The organism is Streptomyces sp. YGL11-2 (assembly GCF_050054615.1).
Classification (GTDB): domain Bacteria; phylum Actinomycetota; class Actinomycetes; order Streptomycetales; family Streptomycetaceae; genus Streptomyces.
The window spans coordinates 52,384-72,566 of record NZ_JBNHIN010000028.1; the positions used below are offsets into that span (position 1 = coordinate 52,384).

15 protein-coding genes and 1 pseudogene are annotated in these 20,183 nt (G+C 74.4%); 6 read left to right on the top strand and 10 right to left on the bottom strand.

Going from position 1 to position 20,183, the window contains the following annotated elements:
- Positions 1-109: 109 nt before the first annotated feature.
- Complete coding sequence (locus tag ACO1BR_RS27735) at positions 110-1,444, top strand: PLP-dependent aminotransferase family protein (protein WP_426797835.1); 1,335 nt, start codon at positions 110-112, stop codon at positions 1,442-1,444.
- A 114-nt stretch (positions 1,445-1,558) separates the two neighbouring features.
- Here ACO1BR_RS27735 and ACO1BR_RS27740 read toward each other — a convergent pair.
- The 5 genes and pseudogenes from ACO1BR_RS27740 to ACO1BR_RS27760 form a co-directional block, all read right to left on the bottom strand.
- Positions 1,559-1,914, bottom strand: a pseudogene (locus tag ACO1BR_RS27740) (GyrI-like domain-containing protein); the annotation flags it as partial.
- A 137-nt stretch (positions 1,915-2,051) separates the two neighbouring features.
- A complete protein-coding gene (locus ACO1BR_RS27745; RefSeq protein WP_426797836.1) occupies positions 2,052-3,077 on the bottom strand; it encodes a glutathione S-transferase family protein in 1,026 nt (341 codons plus the stop codon).
- A gap of 149 nt (positions 3,078-3,226) precedes the next feature.
- A complete protein-coding gene (gene ligD, locus ACO1BR_RS27750) occupies positions 3,227-4,270 on the bottom strand; it encodes a non-homologous end-joining DNA ligase (protein ID WP_426797837.1) in 1,044 nt (347 codons plus the stop codon).
- Positions 4,236-6,590 (bottom strand): MMPL family transporter, encoded by a 2,355-nt coding sequence (locus ACO1BR_RS27755; protein ID WP_426797838.1) that lies wholly within the window; start codon positions 6,588-6,590, stop codon positions 4,236-4,238. The genes ligD and ACO1BR_RS27755 overlap by 35 nt, the downstream gene beginning before the upstream one ends.
- Before the next feature lie 241 nt (positions 6,591-6,831).
- Entirely contained in the window at positions 6,832-7,647 is an 816-nt protein-coding gene (locus tag ACO1BR_RS27760; RefSeq protein WP_426797839.1) for a polysaccharide deacetylase family protein, read from the bottom strand.
- A 177-nt stretch (positions 7,648-7,824) separates the two neighbouring features.
- Between ACO1BR_RS27760 and ACO1BR_RS27765 the strand changes: the two genes are divergently transcribed.
- Positions 7,825-9,777: an APC family permease gene (locus ACO1BR_RS27765; RefSeq protein ID WP_426797840.1), complete on the top strand. Its 1,953-nt coding sequence runs from the start codon at positions 7,825-7,827 to the stop codon at positions 9,775-9,777.
- Here the strand turns inward: ACO1BR_RS27765 and ACO1BR_RS27770 are convergent.
- The gene (locus ACO1BR_RS27770) at positions 9,767-10,867 is read right to left on the bottom strand and encodes a calcium:proton antiporter (RefSeq protein ID WP_426797841.1); all 1,101 of its coding nucleotides are present in this window, start codon (positions 10,865-10,867) and stop codon (positions 9,767-9,769) included. The genes ACO1BR_RS27765 and ACO1BR_RS27770 overlap by 11 nt on opposite strands.
- Positions 10,868-10,918: 51 nt before the next feature.
- Positions 10,919-11,659: a hypothetical protein gene (locus ACO1BR_RS27775; protein ID WP_426797842.1), complete on the bottom strand. Its 741-nt coding sequence runs from the start codon at positions 11,657-11,659 to the stop codon at positions 10,919-10,921.
- Between the two features lie 402 nt (positions 11,660-12,061).
- Between ACO1BR_RS27775 and ACO1BR_RS27780 the strand changes: the two genes are divergently transcribed.
- Entirely contained in the window at positions 12,062-13,543 is a 1,482-nt protein-coding gene (locus ACO1BR_RS27780) for an amidase (protein WP_426797843.1), read from the top strand.
- Here ACO1BR_RS27780 and ACO1BR_RS27785 read toward each other — a convergent pair.
- The 3 genes from ACO1BR_RS27785 to ACO1BR_RS27795 are packed head-to-tail and all read right to left on the bottom strand — an operon-like array spanning position 13,527 to position 16,002.
- Complete coding sequence (locus ACO1BR_RS27785; protein WP_426797844.1) at positions 13,527-14,078, bottom strand: isochorismatase family protein; 552 nt, start codon at positions 14,076-14,078, stop codon at positions 13,527-13,529. The genes ACO1BR_RS27780 and ACO1BR_RS27785 overlap by 17 nt on opposite strands.
- A 35-nt stretch (positions 14,079-14,113) precedes the next feature.
- Positions 14,114-15,574 carry an MFS transporter gene (locus ACO1BR_RS27790; protein WP_426797845.1) on the bottom strand — a complete coding sequence of 487 codons (1,461 nt, stop codon included), beginning with the start codon at positions 15,572-15,574 and terminating at the stop codon, positions 14,114-14,116.
- The gene (locus ACO1BR_RS27795) at positions 15,571-16,002 is read right to left on the bottom strand and encodes a MarR family winged helix-turn-helix transcriptional regulator (protein WP_426797846.1); all 432 of its coding nucleotides are present in this window, start codon (positions 16,000-16,002) and stop codon (positions 15,571-15,573) included. The genes ACO1BR_RS27790 and ACO1BR_RS27795 overlap by 4 nt, the downstream gene beginning before the upstream one ends.
- A 312-nt stretch (positions 16,003-16,314) precedes the next feature.
- On the opposite strand from ACO1BR_RS27795, the gene ACO1BR_RS27800 reads away from it, so the two are divergent.
- The 3 genes from ACO1BR_RS27800 (at position 16,315) to ACO1BR_RS27810 (ending at position 20,129) form a co-directional block, all read left to right on the top strand.
- On the top strand, positions 16,315-17,844 hold the full coding sequence (locus ACO1BR_RS27800; protein ID WP_426797847.1) for a hypothetical protein: 1,530 nt from the start codon (positions 16,315-16,317) through the stop codon (positions 17,842-17,844).
- A gap of 123 nt (positions 17,845-17,967) precedes the next feature.
- Complete coding sequence (locus ACO1BR_RS27805) at positions 17,968-18,810, top strand: nitrilase-related carbon-nitrogen hydrolase (RefSeq protein WP_426797848.1); 843 nt, start codon at positions 17,968-17,970, stop codon at positions 18,808-18,810.
- On the top strand, positions 18,807-20,129 hold the full coding sequence (locus ACO1BR_RS27810) for an aspartate aminotransferase family protein (RefSeq protein WP_426797849.1): 1,323 nt from the start codon (positions 18,807-18,809) through the stop codon (positions 20,127-20,129). The genes ACO1BR_RS27805 and ACO1BR_RS27810 overlap by 4 nt, the downstream gene beginning before the upstream one ends.
- Positions 20,130-20,183: the final 54 nt, after the last annotated feature.

The following is a 20,183-nucleotide window of genomic DNA, read 5'->3' on the forward strand; positions in this document are numbered from 1 at the left end:
GATCTCCCTTCGTGCGCTGCACTGGAGTTGACGGATCGATGCTATAGGGGGCAATGTCTCGGCACAATGTTCACAATGTGCTCGGTGCAATAGGGGAGGAAGCGTGCCGGTGGAGGACTTTCGCGCGATCGCCGACGGCCTGGCGGCGGACATCGCCGCCGGCCGTCTCAGCCCAGGGGAACGGCTGCCGCCGCTGCGGCGGTTCGCCCGCGACCGGCGGATCGCCCCGTCGACCGCCGCGCGGGTCTACCGGGAGTTGGGGCGGCGCGGGCTGACCGTGGGCGAGGTCGGGCGCGGTACCTTCGTGCGTACCGCCGTGCCGCCGGCCGAGCCCGCACTGGCCGAGCCGGGCGGCCACCGGGTCGACCTGGAGCTGAACTTCCCGCTGCTGCCCGACCAGTCCGCGCTGTTCGCGAAGAGCCTGGCGCATCTGGTGCACCGGAGCGACGCCCTGGCCGAGGCGCTGCGGCCGGTCGGCGCGGCCGGTACGGCTGCCGCGCGGCAGGCCGCCGCCGGGCATCTCGCCCGCGGCGACTGGGCGCCCGACCCGCGGCGGCTGCTCTTCGCGGGCAACGGCCGGCAGGCCATCGCCGCCGCCGTCGCCGCGCTGGTGCCGCCCGGCGGCCGTCTAGGCGTCGAACCGCTCACCTTCCCCGTCGTCAAGGGCATCGCGGCCCGCCTCGGCGTCACCCTCGTCCCGCTGGCGATGGACGAGCACGGCGTGACCCCCGACGCGCTGCGCGCCGCCGCGCCGCTGCGCGCCGTCTACCTCCAGCCCGCGCTGCACAACCCCCTCGGCATCACCATGCCCGCCCACCGGAGGGAGGAACTCGCCGCGCTGCTGAAGGAGCTGGACCTTCAGGCCATCGAGGACGCCATCTACGGATTCCTCCGTGCCGACCTGCCACCGCTCGCCGCCCTGGCGCCGGAACGCACCGTCCTCCTCGACAGTCTCTCCAAGCGCCTTGCCCCCGGACTCACGCTCGGATTCCTGGTGCCGCCGTCGGGCGCCGCCCCGCCCGACTTCGCCGGGGCCCTCCGCTCCGGCGCCTGGACGGCCACCGGCTTCGCGCTGGACGCCGCCACCCGCTGGCTGGGCGACGGCACCGCCGCCGCCGTCGAACAGGCGAAACGCGCCGACGCCGCGGCCCGCCAGCACCTCGCCGCCGAGCGCCTCGCGGGCTTCCGGCTGCGCGCCGACCCGCATGCCTACCACTGCTGGTGGGAACTCCCGGACCCCTGGCGCGCGGACACCTTCGTCGCCGCCGCGGCCCGCCGCGGCATCGCGGTCACCCCGTCGGGCGCCTTCACCGTCGGCACCGGGCACGCACCCAACGCGGTACGGCTGGCGCTGGCCTCCCCGCCCCTCGACGTACTGGCCGAGGCGCTGGACGTCCTGGCGGAACTGGGCCGCGGCACGGCGGAGGCCGGCGGCGCCGAGTAGCTGAATCCCTGAATAGACATCAATGTTCTTTGTGAGCAGTTGAGTTGTGGGGTGTGCGGAGGCCCGAAGGCCGCCGCACACCCCTCCTTCCTCGCCGGTCACCCGGCCGCCGGCTCACGCCGCGGTGCGCTCCACCGGTATCCACAGCTCGGCGGTCGCCGCCGACCCGTCCGGTGCCGTACGGGTCCGCAGGATCTCCGGGCCCGGCCGGCTGCGGTACGGGTTCGACGGGAACCACTGGGTGAACACGTCCCGCCACAGCTCCTGGAGGGCCTCCGGGTACGGTCCGGTGTTCTCGAAGACGGCCCAGGTGCCCCCCCGGGACGGTCAGGGAGTCCAGGTCGTTCCGGCACCTGAGTACTCGTCACCACCGCGTGGTAGTAGTCGAGTTCGGTACCCTCCGCGCGGCTCGGGTCGAGGTCGTCGCAGACCGAGAGGAACCCCTCCGGCTGCTGGTCCGACAGCGCCTCGCTCCATGGCCTGGTTCAGCCGCTCCAGCACCTCGGTCTCCTTCCCTTGTGCCCCTCACGCCAAGGAAGGCCCGCCCGGCCGGACCCGACATTCCGTGCCCGCCCCGGTCGGGTGCCCCGGCCCCGGAAAGAGCCGGTCAGGGGCGCCCGGCAGGAGGCACCGCCTCGGCCTGCGGGACCGGTCCGGGCGGGGTGCCGTCGCCGAACGGCCGGCCGCCCAGCTCCTCGCGGTGGTGCGGGGTCAGCCAGCCCGCCAGGTCGGGGCCGAGGGGGACGATGCCGCTCGGGTTGATGCCGGTGTGCACCCGGTAGTAGTGCGGCTTGATGTGGTGGAAGTCGACCGTGTCGCCGAAGCCGGGCGTCTGGAAGAGGTCCCGGGCGTACGCCCACAGGACCGGGTCCTCGGCCAGTTTGAAGCGGTTGCACTTGAAGTGGCCGTGGTAGACGGCGTCGAACCGCACCAGGGTGGTGAACAGGCGGATATCGGCCTCGGTGAGGGTGTCGCCGACCAGGTAGCGCCGGTCGGCCAGCCGCGCGGAGAGGAGGCCCAGCCGCCGGAAGACATCGCCGCAGGCTTCGTCGTAGTCGGTCTGCCCGGTGGCGAAACCGGCCCGGTACACCCCGTTGTTGAGGTCCCGGTAGACCTCCTCCATCACCTCGTCGATCTCCGCGCGCAGCGCCTCCGGGTAGAGGTCGGGCGCGCCGGGCCGGTGCAGCGCCCGCCACTCGGTCGCGAAGTCCAGTGTGATCTGCCGGTAGTCGTTGGTGACCAGCTTCCCGCTGGGGATGTCGACGACGCCGGGGACGCTGACGCCGCCCGGGTAGCCGGTCTCGCGGGCGTCGTACGCCTCACCGAGGAAGCGGATGCCGAGCACCGGGTCCCGGCCGTCCGGGTCCAGGGTGAAGCGCCAACTGCGGTCGTCCTGTAGGGGGTCGGCGACGGCGAGCGACAGTGCGTCCTCCAGGCCGAGCAGCCGCCGGGAGATCACCGCCCGGCCGGCCCAGGGGCAGGCGCGGCTGACCACGAGGCGGTAGCGGCCGGCCGCCACGGGCCAGCCGTCGCGGCCGTCGGCCGTGATGCGGTCGGCGAAGTGGCTCCGGGAGCGCTGGAAGGGCCGGGCGCCCGGGGCGGAGTTGCCGGCGGCGGGACCGGGGTCGGGCATGGTGGCTTCCTTCGTCCGCGGGCGGCGTCGGGGCAGGGTCGGGGCGGCGCGGGGCAGCGTCCCGGAGATCCTTCCCGGGCCGCCGCGGGCATCCCGCCGCATCAGCCGCCCGGCGGACTCCGGACTCCCCGGCCGCCCTTCGCCGCCGCTCAGCCCAGGCGCGTCAGATCGGGCCGCAGACGGTGCCAGATCGGATGCCGGACCCGGCCCGCCGAGGTCCAGCCGGTGATGCTGACCTCGGCCACCAGCCGGGGCTCCACCCAGTGGACGCCCGGCAGGTCGACCGGGTTGCGGAACGGCGAGTGGTCGAGCGGAATCACCCCCAGGTACCGCGCGAGTTCCCGCCGCTCCCGGTCGGACAGGCCCGACCCCACGGAGCCGACGTACCGCAGCCCCGCCGGCTCCGGCAGGCCCGCCACCACCGACCCGGGAAGGCCGGTGAGCACTCCGTGGCCCTCCGTCCAGCCGCCGATGACGATGTCCAGCGTCTCCAGGTGCTTGGTCTTGCGCCAGTCGGGGGACCGCACCCCGGGGACGTAGCGGGACGTCAGCCGCTTCGCCATGACGCCCTCGTGGCCGCCGCGCAGCGCCGCCTCCCACGCCTGCTGGCCGCGGCCCTCCACGTAGGCCGGCACCGACCAGTTGGGCCCGCCGAGCCGGAGGCCGGACAGCACCGCCCGCCGCTCGTGGTACGGGAAGTCCACCAGCCAGCCGCCCAGATACATCAGGTCGAAGAGGACGAGCTGAACGGGGAGTTCCATCGCCAGTCGGGCCGTGCGGCGCGGGTTCACCACGCCCATCCGGCGTTGCAGCAGCCCGAAGTCGGGCCGGCCGTCGGCGTCGAGCACCACCACCTCGCCGTCGAGCACCGCGGGCCGCCCGCGCAGCTGCTCGCCGAGCGGGCCCAGCTCCGGGTACGTCAGGGTCGTGTCGTGGCCGGCCCGGGTGACCAGCCGGACCGTCCCGTCGCCCGGGGTGTTCACGACGCACCGCGCCCCGTCCCACTTCGCCTCGAACGCCCACTCCGGCTGCTCGTGCTCGGCGGGCAGCGGCCCGAGGGAGGCCAGCATCGGCTGGATCACGGGGTATCCGGGATACGTGGGGTGGACGGGATACGGGGACGCGGCCGCGCTCTCTAGGTCGTGCGGGTGGTCGGGCTCATCGGCGGAGCCGCGTCCGGCGGTCGGGGCCATAGTTCGATGATCGGGGGCTGGGGCGGTCCGCGCAGGGCGGAGCCGCCGCGGCCCGGCGGCCCGGGCGCGGGGCGCGCGGCGCCTGCCCCTCGGCGTCCACGTACGGCAGCACCCGGTCCAGCCACCAGGGCGTCCACCAGGCCCGCGGCCCCAGCAGCGCCAGCACCGCGGGCACCAGCAGCAGCCGCACCACCGTCGCGTCGATCAGCACGCTCACCGCCAGGCCCAGGCCGAGCATCTTCACCACGATGTTGTCGCTGAGGAGGAACGCGGCGAAGACGCTCACCATGATCAGTGCGGCGCAGGTGATCACCCGGGCGGTGGTCTCCAGGGCGTGCGTGACGCTCGCCCGGGAATCCGCCGTCCGCAGCCAGTTCTCATGGACCCGGGACAGCAGGAAGATCTCGTAGTCCATGCTCAGCCCGAAGACGATCGCGAACATCATCATCGGCACGTAGCCCTCGATCGGCACGGTGCCCGAGACGCCCAGCGCCGGACCGCCCCAGCCCCACTGGAAGACGGCCACCACCACCCCGTACGAGGCGGCGATCGACAGGATGTTGAGCACCGCGGCCTTCACCGCGACCAGCACGCCGCGGAAGACGATCAGGATGATCAGGAAGGCGAGGGCGACGACCACGGCGATGATCAGCGGGAGCCGGCCGGCGACGCTGTCCAGGAAGTCCACCTGGCCCGCCGTCGTGCCGGTGACATAGCCGTGTGCGTCGTAGCCGCGCACCGCCTCCGGGAGGACGGTGTGCACCAGGCGGTGGACCAGCGCGGCGGTGCCGGGCTGCTGCGGGGACCGGGCGGAATACGTGGTCGCGGTCAGCACCGCGCCGTCCGGGGTGGGCCGCAGGGGGCTGACCGCGGCGGCGCCCGGGACCCCGGCGAGGACCTGCTGGGCCTGCTCCGCCAGCGCCGGGCGGTCCGCCTGCGGCACCTTGCTCCGGTCGATGACCAGCGTCAGCGGCCCCGTCGAGCCGGGCCCGAACGCCGACGACATCAGATCGAAGGCCCGCCGGTCGGTGAAGGACTCCGGGTCGGCGCCGTCGCCGATGTGCCCCAGCCGCATCGAGAAGAGCGGTACGGCCAGCACCGCGGCGACGACCACGCCGCCCACCAGGTACCGCCACGGCCGGCGGGCCACCCGCTGCGCGTACCGGCGCCGCCCGCCCGGTGCCGCGCCGTCCGGCGCGGGGTGCGCCTCCGCGACGGGCCGGTGGACGGGGAACCGGTCGATCCCGCGGCCGAGCAGTCCGAGCAGCGCGGGGACGAGGGTGAGCGCGCCGAGGACCGCGGTGACCACGGTGATCGCCGCGGCCGTGCCCAGCTTCCCGATGAAGCCGACGCCCGAGACGGACAGGCCGGTCAGCGCGATGACGACGGTGACGCCGGACACCAGGACCGCCCGGCCGCTGCTGGCCACCGCCCGGCCCGCGGCGACCTCCGGGGCGGCGCCGTCCATGAGGTGCTGCCGGTGACGGGTGATCAGAAAGAGGGCGTAGTCGATCCCGACGCCGAGGCCGATCATCGTGGCCAGGGTGGGGGAGACGGTGGCGAAGGTGAACGCGGCGGCCAGCAGCCCCAGGCAGCCCAGCCCGCAGACCACGCCGATCAGCGCGGTCAGCAGCGGCAGCCCGGCGGCCAGCACGCTCCCGAACCCGGCGAGCAGCACCAGGATCGCCACCGCGAACCCGATCGCCTCGCTGAGCCGGTCGTCGGCCCGCGGCCGGGCCAGCTCGCCCAGCGACCCGCCGTACTCCACCTGCACTCCGGCGGCGCGCAGCGGCGCCACGGCCCGGTCCACGCCGGCGAGGTACTCCGGCCCGAGGGTGACCGGCGGGACCCGGAACCGCACCGCGAGGTAGCCGGTCCGGCCGTCGGCGGACAGCGGCCCGGTGTTCGGCGTCCCCGGCGCCGCCGGCTTCGGCCGGGAGCCGGGCGGCGGCAGCGGGCTCTGTGCCGCCAGGACGTCCGGCAGTCGCCCCAGGTCGGTGACCGCGTCGGCGATCTGCCCGCCGACCGCGGTCAGCGGCTGCGTGCGGTCGTGCAGCACCACCTGGCCGGTGTAGCCGCCGGCCTTCGGATCGTGCCGGGCCAGGACGTCCCGCCCTTGGCTCGACTGCACACCGGGCAGGGAGAAGTCGTCGGAGTACTCCCCGCCGAACGTCCGCTGGAGCACCTGCACCCCGGCCAGCGCCACCAGCCACAGCACCAGGACCACGACGGCATGCCGGGCGCACCACTCCCCGATGCGCCGCAGTGCTCCCTCGGGCCGCCGGCTGCCCGGCCCGCTCGGTGAGTTCGGCAACGACATGCCTGCATTCAAGGCAGGTTTCGCCAAGGCGGCATGCGGAGGGAGCGAGACGGGTGGTTCCGCCGGCGCGGCGGGAGGGGGAAGCCCCGGCCGGACGGGGGAACCCGGCCGGGGCGATCGTGGGGGCGCGCTGCCACCCGAGGGGCGCGCTGCCGATTGAACGATAAACCATTGATCCGGCGTCCGGTGCGCGGGGTGACGGCTCTCACCTCCGCCCGGCCGGGCGGCCGGGCGGCGGTCGTCAGGGCGAGATCCGTACCGGCCGGAAGCCCCCGTCCAGCAGCTGCGGCAGATACCAGTCCAGGGCCTGGACGGTCTCGATGCGGTCGCCGCCGCCGTCGTGGGACAGCACGATCGCGCCGGGCCGCAGCTCGTCCACGACCGTGTCGGCGATGCTCTCGGGCCCCGGGCGGGTCCAGTCCCGGGAGTCGACCGACCAGCCGACGGGGGACATGTCCAGGTCGTTGCAGATGTCGAGCGATGTCCGGTCCCAGTCGCCGTACGGGGCGCGGGCGAGCCGCGGGGCGGTGCCGACGACCTCCTCGATCAGGGCGCTGGTGCGGCCCAGCTCGGCCCGGACGCGGCCGGGCGGGAGGTCGGTCAGCTGCGGGTGGGTCCAGGTGTGGTTGCCGATGGCATGGCCCTCGTCGGCGATGAAGTGCAGCAGATCGGGGAATTCCACGGCGTGTTCGCCGACGACGAAGAAGGTGGCCCGGGCTCCGTGGCGGCGCAGCGCCTCCAGGATCTCCGGGGTGTAGCGGGGGTCGGGGCCGTCGTCGAAGGTCAGCGCGATCTGTCCGGCGCGGGCCGGGACGGTGCGGGCGACATCGGCGTGCGGCGGCGAGGCGCCGGGCCCGGAGCGGGAGGTCTCGCCGGCCAGCGGGCGCAGCCGGGACGTGTCCGGCGGGGCGGAGCCCGGCGCGGCGGCCGGCGGCCGGCCGCGGGTCTGCGGGCCGGGGCCGGCGGGCGGAGCGTCGTCGTCCGGGGAAAGCAGTACGCGGGCGGTGGCGAGGGTGCCGATCACGACGGCGGTGCGCAGGAGCAGGCGCCGCGTCATGGCGGGGTGATCGGACGTCACCCCCCATGGGCTCTCACGGGCCCGCGGCCGGCGGGCGGAGCGACACCGTGCGGCGCCGCTTCCGTACCCGTTCGGCTCGCAGGGCCGGGGGGTTTGGCGTACCGCGTCGGAGTGGGAGGGGAGTGGCCGCTCCGCCGGACCTTAGTTTGTCCGGCTATGAGGCACCTGATCAGGCCGAAGCGGATCATGGTGGGCCGTCCGCTGGACAGCGCGCGGCTCGGCGAGACCCTGCTGCCCAAGCGGCTGGCGCTGCCGGTCTTCTGCAGCGACCCGCTGTCCTCGGTCGCGTACGCCACCGAGGAGCTGCTGCTGGTCGTGGGCCTCGGCGGGGTCGCGCTGCTGCACCTTGCCTGGTACGCGGCGGCGGCCATCGTCGTCGTCCTCGCGGTGGTGGTCGCGTCGTACCGGCAGACCTGCTACGCGTATCCGGGTGGCGGCGGTGCCTACGTCGTCAGCGCGCGGAACCTGGGGCGGAACGCGGCGCTCACCGCGGCCAGTGCGCTGCTGGTCGACTACGTGCTGACGGTGGCCGTCTCGGTGGTGTCCGGGGTCGCCGCGATCACGTCGGCGATTCCGGAACTGGGCGGGCACGATGTGGCGCTGTCGGTGGGTTTCGTGAGCCTGCTGGCGCTGATGAACCTGCGCGGGGTCCGCGAGTCCGGGCGGATCTTCGCGGTCCCGACGTACGGGTTCGTCTGCTCGGTGTACCTGATGTTCGCGTTCGCCGCGGCAAGGATGGCCACCGGCGCCACCCCGCGTGCGGAGTCGGCGGATCTGCCGCTGCACAACGCGTCCGTCTACTCCGGGGCGGCGCTGGTGCTGCTCGGGATGCGGGCGTTCGCGTCCGGGTGCACGGCGCTGACCGGGGTCGAGGCGATCAGCAACGGGGTGCCCGCGTTCCGCCGGCCGAAGAGCCGGAACGCCGCCACCACGCTGCTCGTTATGGGCATCTTCTCCATCACCATGTTCGCCGGCATCACCTTTCTCGCGATGGTGTACCAGGTCCATGTGGCGGCGGATCCCACCGTGTTGGGGCTGCCGCCGCACACGCCGACCGCCACCGCCCTCGCCCAGATCGGACGAGCCAGCTTCGGCGGTGCGCACAGCCTCTTCTACCTGCTCCAGGCGTTCACCGCCGGGGTGCTGATCCTGGCCGCGAACACCGCCTTCAACGGATTTCCGATGCTGGCGTCGATCCTCGCCGCGGACAGCTATCTGCCGCGCCAACTGCACAACCGCGGGGACCGGCTGGTCTTCTCCAACGGCGTGATCCTGCTGGCGCTGGCCGCCATCGGGCTGATCGTCCTGTTCCGGGCGGAGTTGACCCGTCTGATCCAGCTCTACATCATCGGCGTCTTCGTCTCGTTCACGCTGTCCCAGACCGGGATGGTCCGGCACTGGCGCGGTCTGCTCGCCGGGCCCGGACTGCGGCGGCCGGTACGGCTGCGCTACCGGCGGTCGCAGGCGATCAACGCGGTCGGCGCGCTGCTGACCGGGGTGGTGCTGGTCATCGTCCTGATCACCAAGTTCACCCACGGCGCCTGGATCGTCGCGATCGCCATGCCGCTGCTGTTCCTGGCGATGCGCGGGGTGCACGAGCACTACCGGCGGGTCGCCGGGGAACTTGCGGTCGCGCCGGACGCACGCCCCTGGGAGCCGGCCGGGAACCACGTGGTGGTGCTGGTGTCCGCCCTGCACGGCCCGACGCTCAAGGCCCTCGGCTACGCCCGCGCGCTGCGGCCCACCTCGCTGTACGCGCTGACCGTCGCGGTCGACCCCCGGGACGTGCAGGGGCTGCGCGAGCAGTGGGACGCCCATGACATCGACGTCGCGCTCCAGGTCCTCAGCTCGCCCTACCGCGACTTCACCCGCCCGGTGATCGACTACGTCACGGACGTCGGCGCACGCAATCCCGGCGGCGCGCTCACCGTCGTGATCCCGGAGTACATCGTGGGCCACTGGTGGGAGCACCTGCTGCACAACCAGAGCGCACTGCGGCTCAAGGCCCGGCTGCTGTTCACGCCCGGGGTGACGGTGGTCAACGTCCCCTACCGGCTGTCGTCGAGCCGGGCCCCGCGATCGCGCCGGGACGGGCGGGTCACGGGCTGACCGCCAGCACGATGTACGCGGCCAGCAGCGCCAGGTGGACACCGGCCTGCAGCGGCGTGGCCCGCCCGGGGACCACGGTCAGGGTGCCGACGACCACCGTGAGCGCGAGCAGCACCATATGGCTGGCGCCCAGGCCCAGCACCAGCGGTCCGGGCAGCCAGACGCTGGCCAGCGCCACCACGGGGATGGTCAGGCCGATGCTCGCCATCGCCGAGCCGAGGCCGAGGTTGAGGCTGGTCTGCACCCGGTCGCGGCGGGCCGCGCGGACCGCCGCGATGGTCTCCGGGAGCAGCACCAGCAGCGCGATCACGATGCCGACGACGGAGGACGGCAGCCCCGCCGCGATCACCGCCGACTCGATGGCCGGGGACTCTGCCTTGGCCAGCCCCACCACGGCGATCAGCGCCAGCGCCAGCAGCCCCAGGCTGAGCAGTGCGCCGCGGGCGGTGGGCGGCTCGGCGTGGTCCTCGGTGTCGATCACCTCGCCGGCGGTGGTCACCGGCAGGAAGTAGTCCCGGTGCCGGACCGTCTGGGTGGCTACGAACAGGCCGTACAGCGCCAGCGCGGCGAGCGCCGCGAAGACCAGCTGCGGAGGGGAGAACCGCGGGCCCGGCGCCGTGGTGGTGAAGGTCGGCAGGACCAGGCTGAGGCCGGCCACCGTCGCGACCGTGGCCAGTGCGGCGCCGGTGCCCTCGGAGTTGAATACCGCCACCTTGCGCCGGAGCGAGCCGACGAGCAGCGACAGCCCCACGATGCCGTTGCAGGTGATCATCACGGCCGCGAAGACCGTGTCGCGGGCCAGCGCGGCGCTCTTGTCGCCGCCGTCCACCATCAACGTGACGATCAGCGCCACCTCGATGACGGTCACCGCCACCGCCAGCACCAGCGACCCGAACGGTTCGCCCACCCGGTGCGCGATCACCTCCGCGTGGTGCACCGCGGCCAGCACCGCCCCGGCCAGGAACGGCGACACCAGCACCACCAGCGTGACCGAAAGCGACCGCCCCCAGATCAGCGCCAGCAGCACCACCGCCGCGACCGGCAGCACACCGGCCCAGTGCGGGACGGCCGAACGGAGACGGGCGATCATGCCTCCGAGCTTCGCAGAGAAGCCCGGCGGCCGCCCGTCGGTGCACCGGGCTCAGGCCGCCGCCCGGTGCTGCCCCTTCAGCTCCGCCGGGGCGATCGCGGCCTTGGTGACATCGGCTACCAGCTCGACGACATCGGGCCCGTACGCCTGTGAGTTGACCACCTTCAGCAGCAGGCAGAACTGGCCGCCGGCGCCGTGCTTGCGGGCCAGCCGGGCCCGGTTGCGGACCAGGTGGCGGACCGCGGCCCGGTGGGTGACCGGGCGCTGCCCGGCCGCCAGGAACACCGGGCGGTCGCCCTCCCCGGCCGTGAGCCGGGCCAGCAGGACGTACTCCACCGCCCCCGGCTCCATCCGGTACGCCGTACCGCCGATGGTGAACGTGCCGCGGCCGGCGCCGGACCCGTCGCCCGGGTGCACCGTGACTCCGGGCAGCAGATTGGACATGTGGGCGGCGAGGCGGCGGTGCGCGGTCGGGTCGCCGACGCAGAACTCGGTGCGCGCGCCGAAGCCCTGGAGACCGGTGTCGTGCGGGGCCACCTCGGGGTGCGCACCGCACATCTCCACCACCGAGGCCAGGCCGAGCAGCGCCAGCGCGTCGTGCCGCGGGATGCTCCATTGGGCCGAGGAACTGTCCCGGTGCGTGACCAGGACGCATTCCGACCCCTCCGGCAGCCCGAAGAAGCTCTGTTCGCGGACCAGCTTCCGGCGGGTCAGCGCCGATTGCACGGCCCAGCCGGCGCCGAGCCCCACGAGGAGGGCCACGGTCGCCGTAAGCAGCAGGGTGTCGTCCATGGCGGGCGAGCGTAGCGGCTGACCGGGTGTGCGTTCGAGGCGGGCGGCCGGGATGGCACTCATTGCCTGAAATGCCCGATGTCCGCCCGGGGTTGCCGCGAGTGGACTCCGGCCCCGGCCGGTGCCGCCACCCCGCGGCAGGCCGCCAGCCGCCCGCTTCGCACCAGAAGAAGCCCTATCCGCCCCGTATGTGCCGGGAGTTGGCCGGGCACCCCGCGCCGTGCGACCGTGCGCGACACCGGGCCGGAATCCCGTAACGCCCGCGACACGCGACGGGCCCGTGTGTGCCGTCCGTGTGTCGTCGACGTGCCGCGCCGCGCGTGTCGTTGCCGGCCTCTGCGGCGCCGATTAGCCTCCTGGGACCTTACGTTCGAGTGAGCGGTCCCAGGGAGGGCGCGCAGCGTGAGCGTTGACGAGAGCCAGGATCGCCCGGAACACGCAGAACGCCGTATCCGCCGGACGGCCGGGGAACTGGACGGGCAGTGGGAAGGGCTCGCCGAACAGGCGCAGGCGCTGGCTGACGGCCAGGTCGCCGCCACCGCACTCGTACAGCGCTGCCTGGAGCGGATCACGGCCACCCAGGACACCGTCAACGCCTTCCGGCGGGTCCGGGCCGAGGCGGCGCTCGACGAGGCCGCGGCGGCCGACCGCAGACTGGCCGCCGGGGAGCGGCTGCCGCTGCTCGGGGTGCCGGTCGCGGTCAAGGACGACACGGACGTGGCGGGCGAGCCGACCGCGTTCGGCTGCGCCGGGCTGTTCCCGCCCAAGGCGCGCGACTCCGAGGTCGTCCGGCGGCTGCGCGCGGCCGGCGCGGTCATCGTCGGCAAGACCAACGCCTGCGAGCTGGGCCAGTGGCCGTTCACCGAGGGCCCGGCCTTCGGCGACACCCGCAACCCCTGGAACCTCGCGCACACCCCCGGCGGTTCCTCCGGCGGCTCGGCCGCCGCGGTCGCCGCCGGGCTGGTGCCGGCCGCCCTCGGCACCGACGGCGCCGGCTCCGTGCGCATCCCCGCCGCCTGGTCCCACCTCGTCGGCATCAAGCCCCAGCGCGGCCGGATCTCGACCTGGCCGGAGGCCGAGGCGTTCCAGGGCATCACCGGCATCGGACCGCTGGCCCGTACGGTCGAGGACGCGGCGCTGCTGTTGGACGTGGCCAGCGGCAACCACGCCGGCGACCTGCACCGGCCGCCGGCCATCGCGGCCCGCGAGGCGGCCGGCCGCGCCCCCGGGCGGCTGCGCATCGCGCTCTCCTGGAAGGCCGCCGCCACCTTCACCCGCAAACCGCTGCACGCCGACGTCCGGGCGGCGGTGACCTCGCTGGCCCACACGCTGGCCGGGCTTGGCCACTGCGTCGAGGAGGCCGAACCGGACTACGGGCTCGTCGGCCTCGCCTTCGTGCCGCGCGCCACGGCCGGCGTCGGCGAGTGGGCGGCCCGGGTCCCCGACCCCCGGCTGCTGGACCGCCGCACCCGGGCGGCGGCGCGGCTGGGCCGGCTGCTCGGCGGGCCCGTACTGCGCCGGGCGCGCGCCGCCGAGAGCCGCCAACAGCAGCGCATCGGCGCCCTGTTCGGCCCCTACGACGTGCTGCTGACGCCGACCACCGCCACCCCGCCGCCGCGCGTCGGCACCCTCGCCCGGCTCAGCGGCTGGCGCACCGACCGGGCGATGATCGCGGCCTGCCCGTACGCCTGGCCGTGGAACGTCCTCGGCTGGCCGGGCGTCAGCGTCCCGGCCGGCTTCAGCGCGGACGGGCTGCCGCTGGGCGGCCAACTCCTCGGCCCGGCCCATACCGAGCCGCGGCTGATCTCGCTGGCCGCCCAACTCCAGGACGCGCTCCGGTGGCAGGACCGGCGGCCCGGCGACGGGCTCAGCCCAGGAGCGTGAGGATCGCGTCCGTGGTGCCGGTCTCGCCCAGCCGCGGGAAGATCTTCTCCAGGCTGTTGCGGTGCGCCGCCTCGTCCAGGTCGGTCACCGCGTCGGTGGGGACGGTGACGTGGTAGCCGTGCTCGTGCGCGGCACGGGCGCTGGACTCCACGCCGATGCTGGTGGCGATCCCGGCGAACACGATCTGGGTCACCCCGCGGCGGCGCAGCTCCAGGTCCAGGGCGGTGCCGTGGAAGGCGCCCCACTGCTGCTTGGTGACGGTGACGTCGCCGGGCTGCCGGTCGATCTCCTCGACCAGTTCGGCCCAGTCGGCGGGCGGTGTGTGGCCGCGGGCCGCGGACTCCGTACGGCCCGGCGCGCCGCCGGTGACGTTCACCAGCACCACCGGCAGCCCGCGCTCGCGGAACGCCGCGGCCAGCCGGGCGCCGCGCGCGACGATCTCGGCGGCGGGGTGGACGGTGGGCAGCGCGACGATGCCCTTCTGAAGGTCGATCAGGACCAGTGCGGTCCGCGGGTCGAGCGTGGTGACGGGCATGGACACTCCTGTGGAGGTGGTGAGTTGACGATTGGTCAGGTGGTGGCCCGGGTCGGGCCGGCGCGCAGCGAGCGGTCGGCCAGGGTGAGGGCCAGCAGCAGCACGGCGAGGACCACACCGGCCAGCGCGATGCCGTGCAGCCCGGAGTCCGTGGCGCGCTGCCCGTACAGCAGCCCGATGAGGCTGGAGGAGGAGATCGCCCCGAGGTACTGGGCGGTGCGCTGGAGTCCGGCGGCGGCGCCCACGCCGTCGGCCGGGGCCTGGGCGTAGACGGCGGCCTGATTGCCGGTGGAGGTCAGGCCCTGCGGGATGCCGAAGAGCGCCCCGGCGACGAGCAGTACGGCCACCGGGCTGCCGCCGTCCAGCACCAGGAGGACCGCGCTGCCGAGGGCGAGGAAGGCCGCGGCGACGGTCAGCGGGGCGCGGATGCCCTTCGTGCGGGCGCCGGCGAGCGAGCAGACCGCGGCGGCGCCGGACATCGGCAGCATGATCAGCCCGGCGTGGAACGAGGTGAAGCCGTGCGCCTGCTCCAGCCACTGGCTGTAGCCGTAGAGCACGCAGTAGATGACGAGATACGCCAGCCCGTGCCGGAGGTAGGTGAGCACCAGCGCGCGATTGCGGGCCAGCATCCGCAGGTCGAGGAACGGCTCCGGGTGGCGCAGCTCCCACCACACCAGGACGGCGGCGAGGGCGGCGGTCGGCGCGAGCAGCGGCCAGCGCGGTGCGTCCAGCCGAAGCAGGAAGAACATCGCGCAGGTCAGGGAACCGGCGAAGAGCGCGATACCGAGCGGGTCGAGGGAGCCCCCGTCCGACCCCGTGCCGTCCGCGGCGCGGGCCGTGCGCCGGGTCTCCCGGTCGGGCGGCAGCCAGGCGAGCGCACCGGCCAGTGCCAGCAGCGCCAGCGGGACGTTGACGGCGAAGACCGCCCGCCAGCCCCAGGTCGCGGCCAGCAGCCCGCCCAGGGTGGGGCCGACGGCGGGGGTGGCCAGCGCCGCGAGCGAGATCCGGCCGAAGACGGACCGGGGCGCGGGCCGCCCCACCCGGCGCGACTCGGCGCGCAGCATCGCCATCGCGGCCGGATAGGCGGCGGCGGTGCCGATGCCGAGGACGACGCGGGAGACGATCAGCAGTGTGAAGGTGGGCGCCAGCGCCCCGATGAGGCCGGCGGCGACCACCGCCACCGCGCCGGCGGCGAACACCCGGCGCGGTCCGGCGCGGTCGGCCAGCCGCCCCAGCGACGGCTGGCCGACCGCGCTGGCGAGGTACATCGCGGAGATCAGCCAGGCGGTGTCGGCGGCCCCGATGCGGAAGTCCTGGCCGATGGCCACCAGTGCGGTGGCGATCATCGTCGAGTTGATGGGGTTGAGGAGGGACCCCAGCAGCAGCGGGGTCATCAGCCGGGCACCGAAGCCCGGGTCGGGGGAGGGGCCGGCGGCCCGGCCGGCAACGGCCCGGCCGTTCCGGCCGGGGGCTCTGGGGGCTTCGGGGGCGCTCACTGCCGGATCAGCCGCCGTATGAGTGCGGTCGCCGCCTCCAGGGTCTGCTGTTCGTCGGCGCTCAGCCGGTCGGCGATGGCCACGGCCAGCCAGTTGTTCTTGGCCTGCCGTACCTCGGCGAGAACCCGGTGGCCGTGGTCGGTGAGGGAGAAGACGACCTGGCGCCCGTCCGTGGGATGCGGGCTGCGGGCGAGGATCCCGCTGTCCTCCAGCGTGCCGACGGTCAACCGCATCGACTGCGGGCGCACCAGCTCGGCGCGGGCCAGCGCGGCGATCGTGGAGGGCCCCTCGGAGTCGATGAGGGCGATGACCGCGCGCTGGGTGGGCGTGAGGGCGCCCTGCGGCGACGCGGCGCGCAGCTGACGCATCAGCAGCGACACCGTTGCGCCGAGGTCGGTCGCCAGGCGTTCCTGGTCCTTGTTCGGCATACCGCGACCCTAGAATCTCGACAGGGAAACTTGCAAGTTTCCCTGTCGAGTTTTGCCGGTACTTTTCCGTACGCGGTCGTACGCGGTCGTACGCGGTCGTGTGCGGACGCCCTACGCCGCTGTGCGCGGTCGCCTTGCGCCGCCGCGCGATACCCGCGTGGCCCCGCCGTACCACCCCGCGTTCCGCCCGTTCCCCGCCCTGTGCGGATTCCGAAAAGCTCCCGTAGCACGCTCGTCATCGTTCCGGAAACATGCCGGGTGTCGAATGCGGGCAGGCCGGAGTAGTCCGGTCCGCAGGGGGAGAGGCACGCCATGACGGTTACTCAACTCCGAAACCCCACGGAGGAGTTCGCCCGATTCCTGACCGATCTCGGGCGGCTTCTCGATCCGGCCGCCGGCTGGTACGGGGTCTTCGGGCAACGCGATCCGGAGGGCCTGCGGGCCTGTCTGGAGGGGCGGGAGGTGCCGCACTGGGACGTGGTGGAGTCCCTGCTGCACGACCTGGCCACGCAGCACGGGGACGCGGCGGTGCGCACCATGGGCCCGCGCGCCCGGCGGCTGTACGCCCGCGCGGTCGCCGGCCACGACGCCCAGCCGGGCGGCCGGCCCGCGCTCCGCGACCGGCTGGAGGTGATGGTCCACGAGCAGCGGCAGGCGGCGGCGCGCGCCCGCGAACTCCGCACCGCCGCACGGTTCGCCCAGGACCCCGCGGAGGGCGAGCGGCTCTCCCGTGAATTGGCCTGGGCCCAGGACGACCACCTCCGGGCGGGCGCCCGGGTGCGCGAACTGCGGGCGCGACTGGCGGCGCTGGAGGAAGCGGGGCAGGGCGCGGGCGCCGCGGCCCCCGAGGGCGACGCGCCCGCCGCCGCGGACGACGCCCCGGCACGTGGTGGCGGCGACCCGGGCCGGGACGGCGAAACCCGCGCCGGGGAGGTTGCGCCCCCGGCCCCCGGCGGCGACGCAGCCGCCCGTAGGGCCGAGCCCCCCGCCCGTAGGGCCGAGCCCCCCGCCCGTAGGGCCGAGCCCCCCGCCCGTAAGCCCAAACTCTCAGCCCGTAAGGCCAAGGCCGCCGGCCGCCCGCGGGGAGCGCGTTTCGCCGGGCTGGAGGTGGTGGACGAGGCCGCGCCCGCCGGTGACCGGACGCCGCCGCAGGTGCCGGCGGCGGTGCCCGCCGCAGCCGGCCCGGCCCCGCGCGGCGCCCGCTTCGCCGGGGCGTACGCCGCCCCGGACGGCGGGCCGGAAGGCGGGTCGGGTGACGGGCCGGACGACGGACCCGGGGACGCCGCGGCGGGCGGTGCGGCCGATCCCGAGGTGCGCCGCCACGCCGCCCGTACCGCGTACCGCCTGGCCCGCCACCGGCCGCCCGGCGAGGACGGCCCCGCGTACGTCGAGATCTGTGCCGCTGCGGCCCGTCCCGCAGTCGAACTCCCTTTTCTCCTGGGTGAGTTGGAGAGCGCCGGGCTGGCCTGTGACATCCCCACCCTGCTCTGGGAAGTGGCCTGCCTGCCGCCCGACGGGCTGGCCGCGGCGACCGCCGCGCTGGTCGCCGCGGGCCGCACCGCCGACGCCGCCGCGCTGCTCCGGCAGAGCGTGGCCCGCCCCGTCGCCGAGGTGGCCCGGACCGCGCTGGCGCTGCTCGACCGGAGGCGTCCGGAGCAGGCCGGCGCACTGCTGGCCGCGCTGGTCCGGGCCCGTACGCCCGAGGACGCGGCGGCGCTGGCCGCCGCCGACCCCGCCACCCTCGGGCCGCTCCTCCTGGAAGTCGCGCGGGCCGTCTCCCCCTCCCGGAGCCGCGATGTCGCGCACGCCCTGCGCGCCGCCGGCCACCCGGCGCCGCGCTGACCGCCCGGCGGACGCGCCGCGCTGAGAGATGGTCTTGCCACGGTGCGTGACGGGGCTTACGGTCGCCTCCACACGCGTAGATCCGCGTGCCCGCAGGCTGACGCACCGACAAAGGAGCAGCTCATGGCCGATGTTGTGCGTGCCGCACTGGTCCAGGCGACCTGGACCGGCGACACCGAATCGATGATCGCGAAGCATGAGGAGTACGCCAGAGCGGCGGCTGCGCAGGGCGCGAAGGTGATCGGTTTCCAGGAGGTCTTCAACGCCCCGTACTTCTGCCAGGTCCAGGAGCCGGAGCACTACCGCTGGGCCGAGCCGGTGCCCGACGGCCCGACCGTCCGCCGGATGCAGCAGCTGGCCCGCGAGACCGGCATGGTGATCGTGGTGCCGGTCTTCGAGGTCGAGCAGTCCGGTTTCTACTACAACACCGCGGCCGTCATCGACGCCGACGGCACGGTGCTCGGCAGCTACCGCAAGCACCACATCCCGCAGGTGAAGGGCTTCTGGGAGAAGTACTACTTCAAGCCGGGGAACGCCGGCTGGCCGGTCTTCGACACCGCCGTCGGCAAGGTAGGCGTCTACATCTGCTACGACCGCCACTTCCCGGAGGGCTGGCGGCAGTTGGGGCTCAACGGCGCCCAGCTGGTCTACAACCCGTCGGCCACCTCCCGTGGCCTGTCCGCGTACCTGTGGAAGCTGGAGCAGCCGGCCGCCGCGGTCGCCAACGAGTACTTCATCGCGGCGATCAACCGGGTCGGCGTCGAGGAGTACGGCGACAACGACTTCTACGGCACCAGCTACTTCGTCGACCCCCGCGGCCGGTTCGTCGGCAACGTCGCCAGCGACACCAAGGAGGAACTGGTCGTCCGCGACCTGGACTTCGGGATGATCGACGAGGTGCGCCAGCAGTGGGCGTTCTACCGCGACCGCCGCCCCGACGCCTACGACGGGCTGGTGAAGCCGTGAACCAGCACTCCCACGACCCCGCCGGGCTGCGCGCCCGCCACCGTGCCGTCCTGCCCGAGTGGCTCGCCCTCTACTACGAGCGGCCCCTCGAACTCACCCACGGGGAGGGCCGGCACGTCTGGGACGCCGAGGGCAACCGCTACCTCGACTTCTTCGGCGGCATCCTCACCACCATGACGGCGCACGCGCTGCCCGAGGTGACCAAGGCGGTCGGCGAGCAGGCCGGCCGGATCCTGCACACCTCGACCCTCTATCTCTCCCGGCCCATGGTCGAGTTGGCGGAGCGGATCGCCGCGCTCTCCGGCATCCCCGACGCGCGGGTCTTCTTCACCACCTCCGGTACGGAGGCCACCGACACCGCGCTGCTGCTGGCGACCTCGTACCGCCGCTCCAACCAGATCCTGGCGATGCGCAACAGCTACCACGGCCGGTCGTTCTCCGCCGTCGGCATCACCGGCAACCAGAGCTGGTCGCCGACCAGCCTCTCCCCGCTCCAGACGCTCTACGTGCACGGCGGCGTGCGCTCCCGCGGCCCGTTCGCCGAGCTGAGCGACGCCGACTACATCGCGGCCTGCGTCGCCGACCTCACGGACCTGCTCCAGCAGACCGCGGGCGGGGTGGCCGCGCTGATCGCCGAACCGGTCCAGGGCGTCGGCGGGTTCACCGCACCGCCGGACGGGCTCTACGCGGCGTTCCGCGAGGTGCTGGCGCGCGAGGGGATCCTGTGGATCAGCGACGAGGTGCAGACCGGCTGGGGCCGCACCGGCGACCACTTCTGGGGCTGGCAGGCGCACGGCGAGAACGGCTCGCCCGACCTGCTCACGTTCGCCAAGGGCATCGGCAACGGGATGTCCATCGGCGGAGTGGTGGGCCGCGCCGAGGTGATGAACTCCCTGTCCGCCAACTCCATTTCGACGTTCGGCGGCAGCCCGGTCACCATGGCGGCGGGGCTGGCCAACCTCGGCTACCTCCTGGAACACGACCTCCAGGGCAACGCCCGGCGGGTCGGCGGGCTGCTCATCGAGCGGCTGCGGGCGGTGGCCGCCGGGCTCGACGTGGTCCGCGAGGTGCGGGGGCGGGGCCTGATGATCGGGGTCGAGCTGGTCCGCCCCGGGACCGACGAGCCCTCGCCCGAGGCGGCGACGCTGGTCCTGGAGGCGGCCCGGGAGCGCGGCCTCCTGGTCGGCAAGGGCGGGCAGGGCGGCGCGGTGCTGCGCATCGCGCCGCCGATGTCGCTGACCGTCGCCGAGGCCGAGGAAGGCGCCGAGCTGCTCGCGGACGCGCTGCGGTGGGCCCAGGAGCGGCTGCGGGACGGGTAGTCCGGTGTCCTCCCGGCGGGGCCGTCCCGTTACGCGACCGGGGCGGCCCCACGG

Excerpts from the sequence above, each read along its gene's own strand:
- ACO1BR_RS27805 (WP_426797848.1), top strand. The coding sequence starts at position 17,968 with ATGGCCGATGTTGTGCGTGCCGCACTGGTCCAGGCGACCTGGACCGGC.
- ACO1BR_RS27795 (WP_426797846.1), bottom strand. The coding sequence starts at position 16,002 with ATGCCGAACAAGGACCAGGAACGCCTGGCGACCGACCTCGGCGCAACG.
- ACO1BR_RS27770 (WP_426797841.1), bottom strand. The coding sequence starts at position 10,867 with ATGATCGCCCGTCTCCGTTCGGCCGTCCCGCACTGGGCCGGTGTGCTG.
- ligD (WP_426797837.1), bottom strand. The coding sequence starts at position 4,270 with ATGGCCCCGACCGCCGGACGCGGCTCCGCCGATGAGCCCGACCACCCG.
- ACO1BR_RS27765 (WP_426797840.1), top strand. The coding sequence starts at position 7,825 with ATGAGGCACCTGATCAGGCCGAAGCGGATCATGGTGGGCCGTCCGCTG.
- ACO1BR_RS27785 (WP_426797844.1), bottom strand. The coding sequence starts at position 14,078 with ATGCCCGTCACCACGCTCGACCCGCGGACCGCACTGGTCCTGATCGAC.
- ACO1BR_RS27800 (WP_426797847.1), top strand. The coding sequence starts at position 16,315 with ATGACGGTTACTCAACTCCGAAACCCCACGGAGGAGTTCGCCCGATTC.
- ACO1BR_RS27745 (WP_426797836.1), bottom strand. The coding sequence starts at position 3,077 with ATGCCCGACCCCGGTCCCGCCGCCGGCAACTCCGCCCCGGGCGCCCGG.
- ACO1BR_RS27760 (WP_426797839.1), bottom strand. The coding sequence starts at position 7,647 with ATGACGCGGCGCCTGCTCCTGCGCACCGCCGTCGTGATCGGCACCCTC.
- ACO1BR_RS27755 (WP_426797838.1), bottom strand. The coding sequence starts at position 6,590 with ATGTCGTTGCCGAACTCACCGAGCGGGCCGGGCAGCCGGCGGCCCGAG.
- ACO1BR_RS27775 (WP_426797842.1), bottom strand. The coding sequence starts at position 11,659 with ATGGACGACACCCTGCTGCTTACGGCGACCGTGGCCCTCCTCGTGGGG.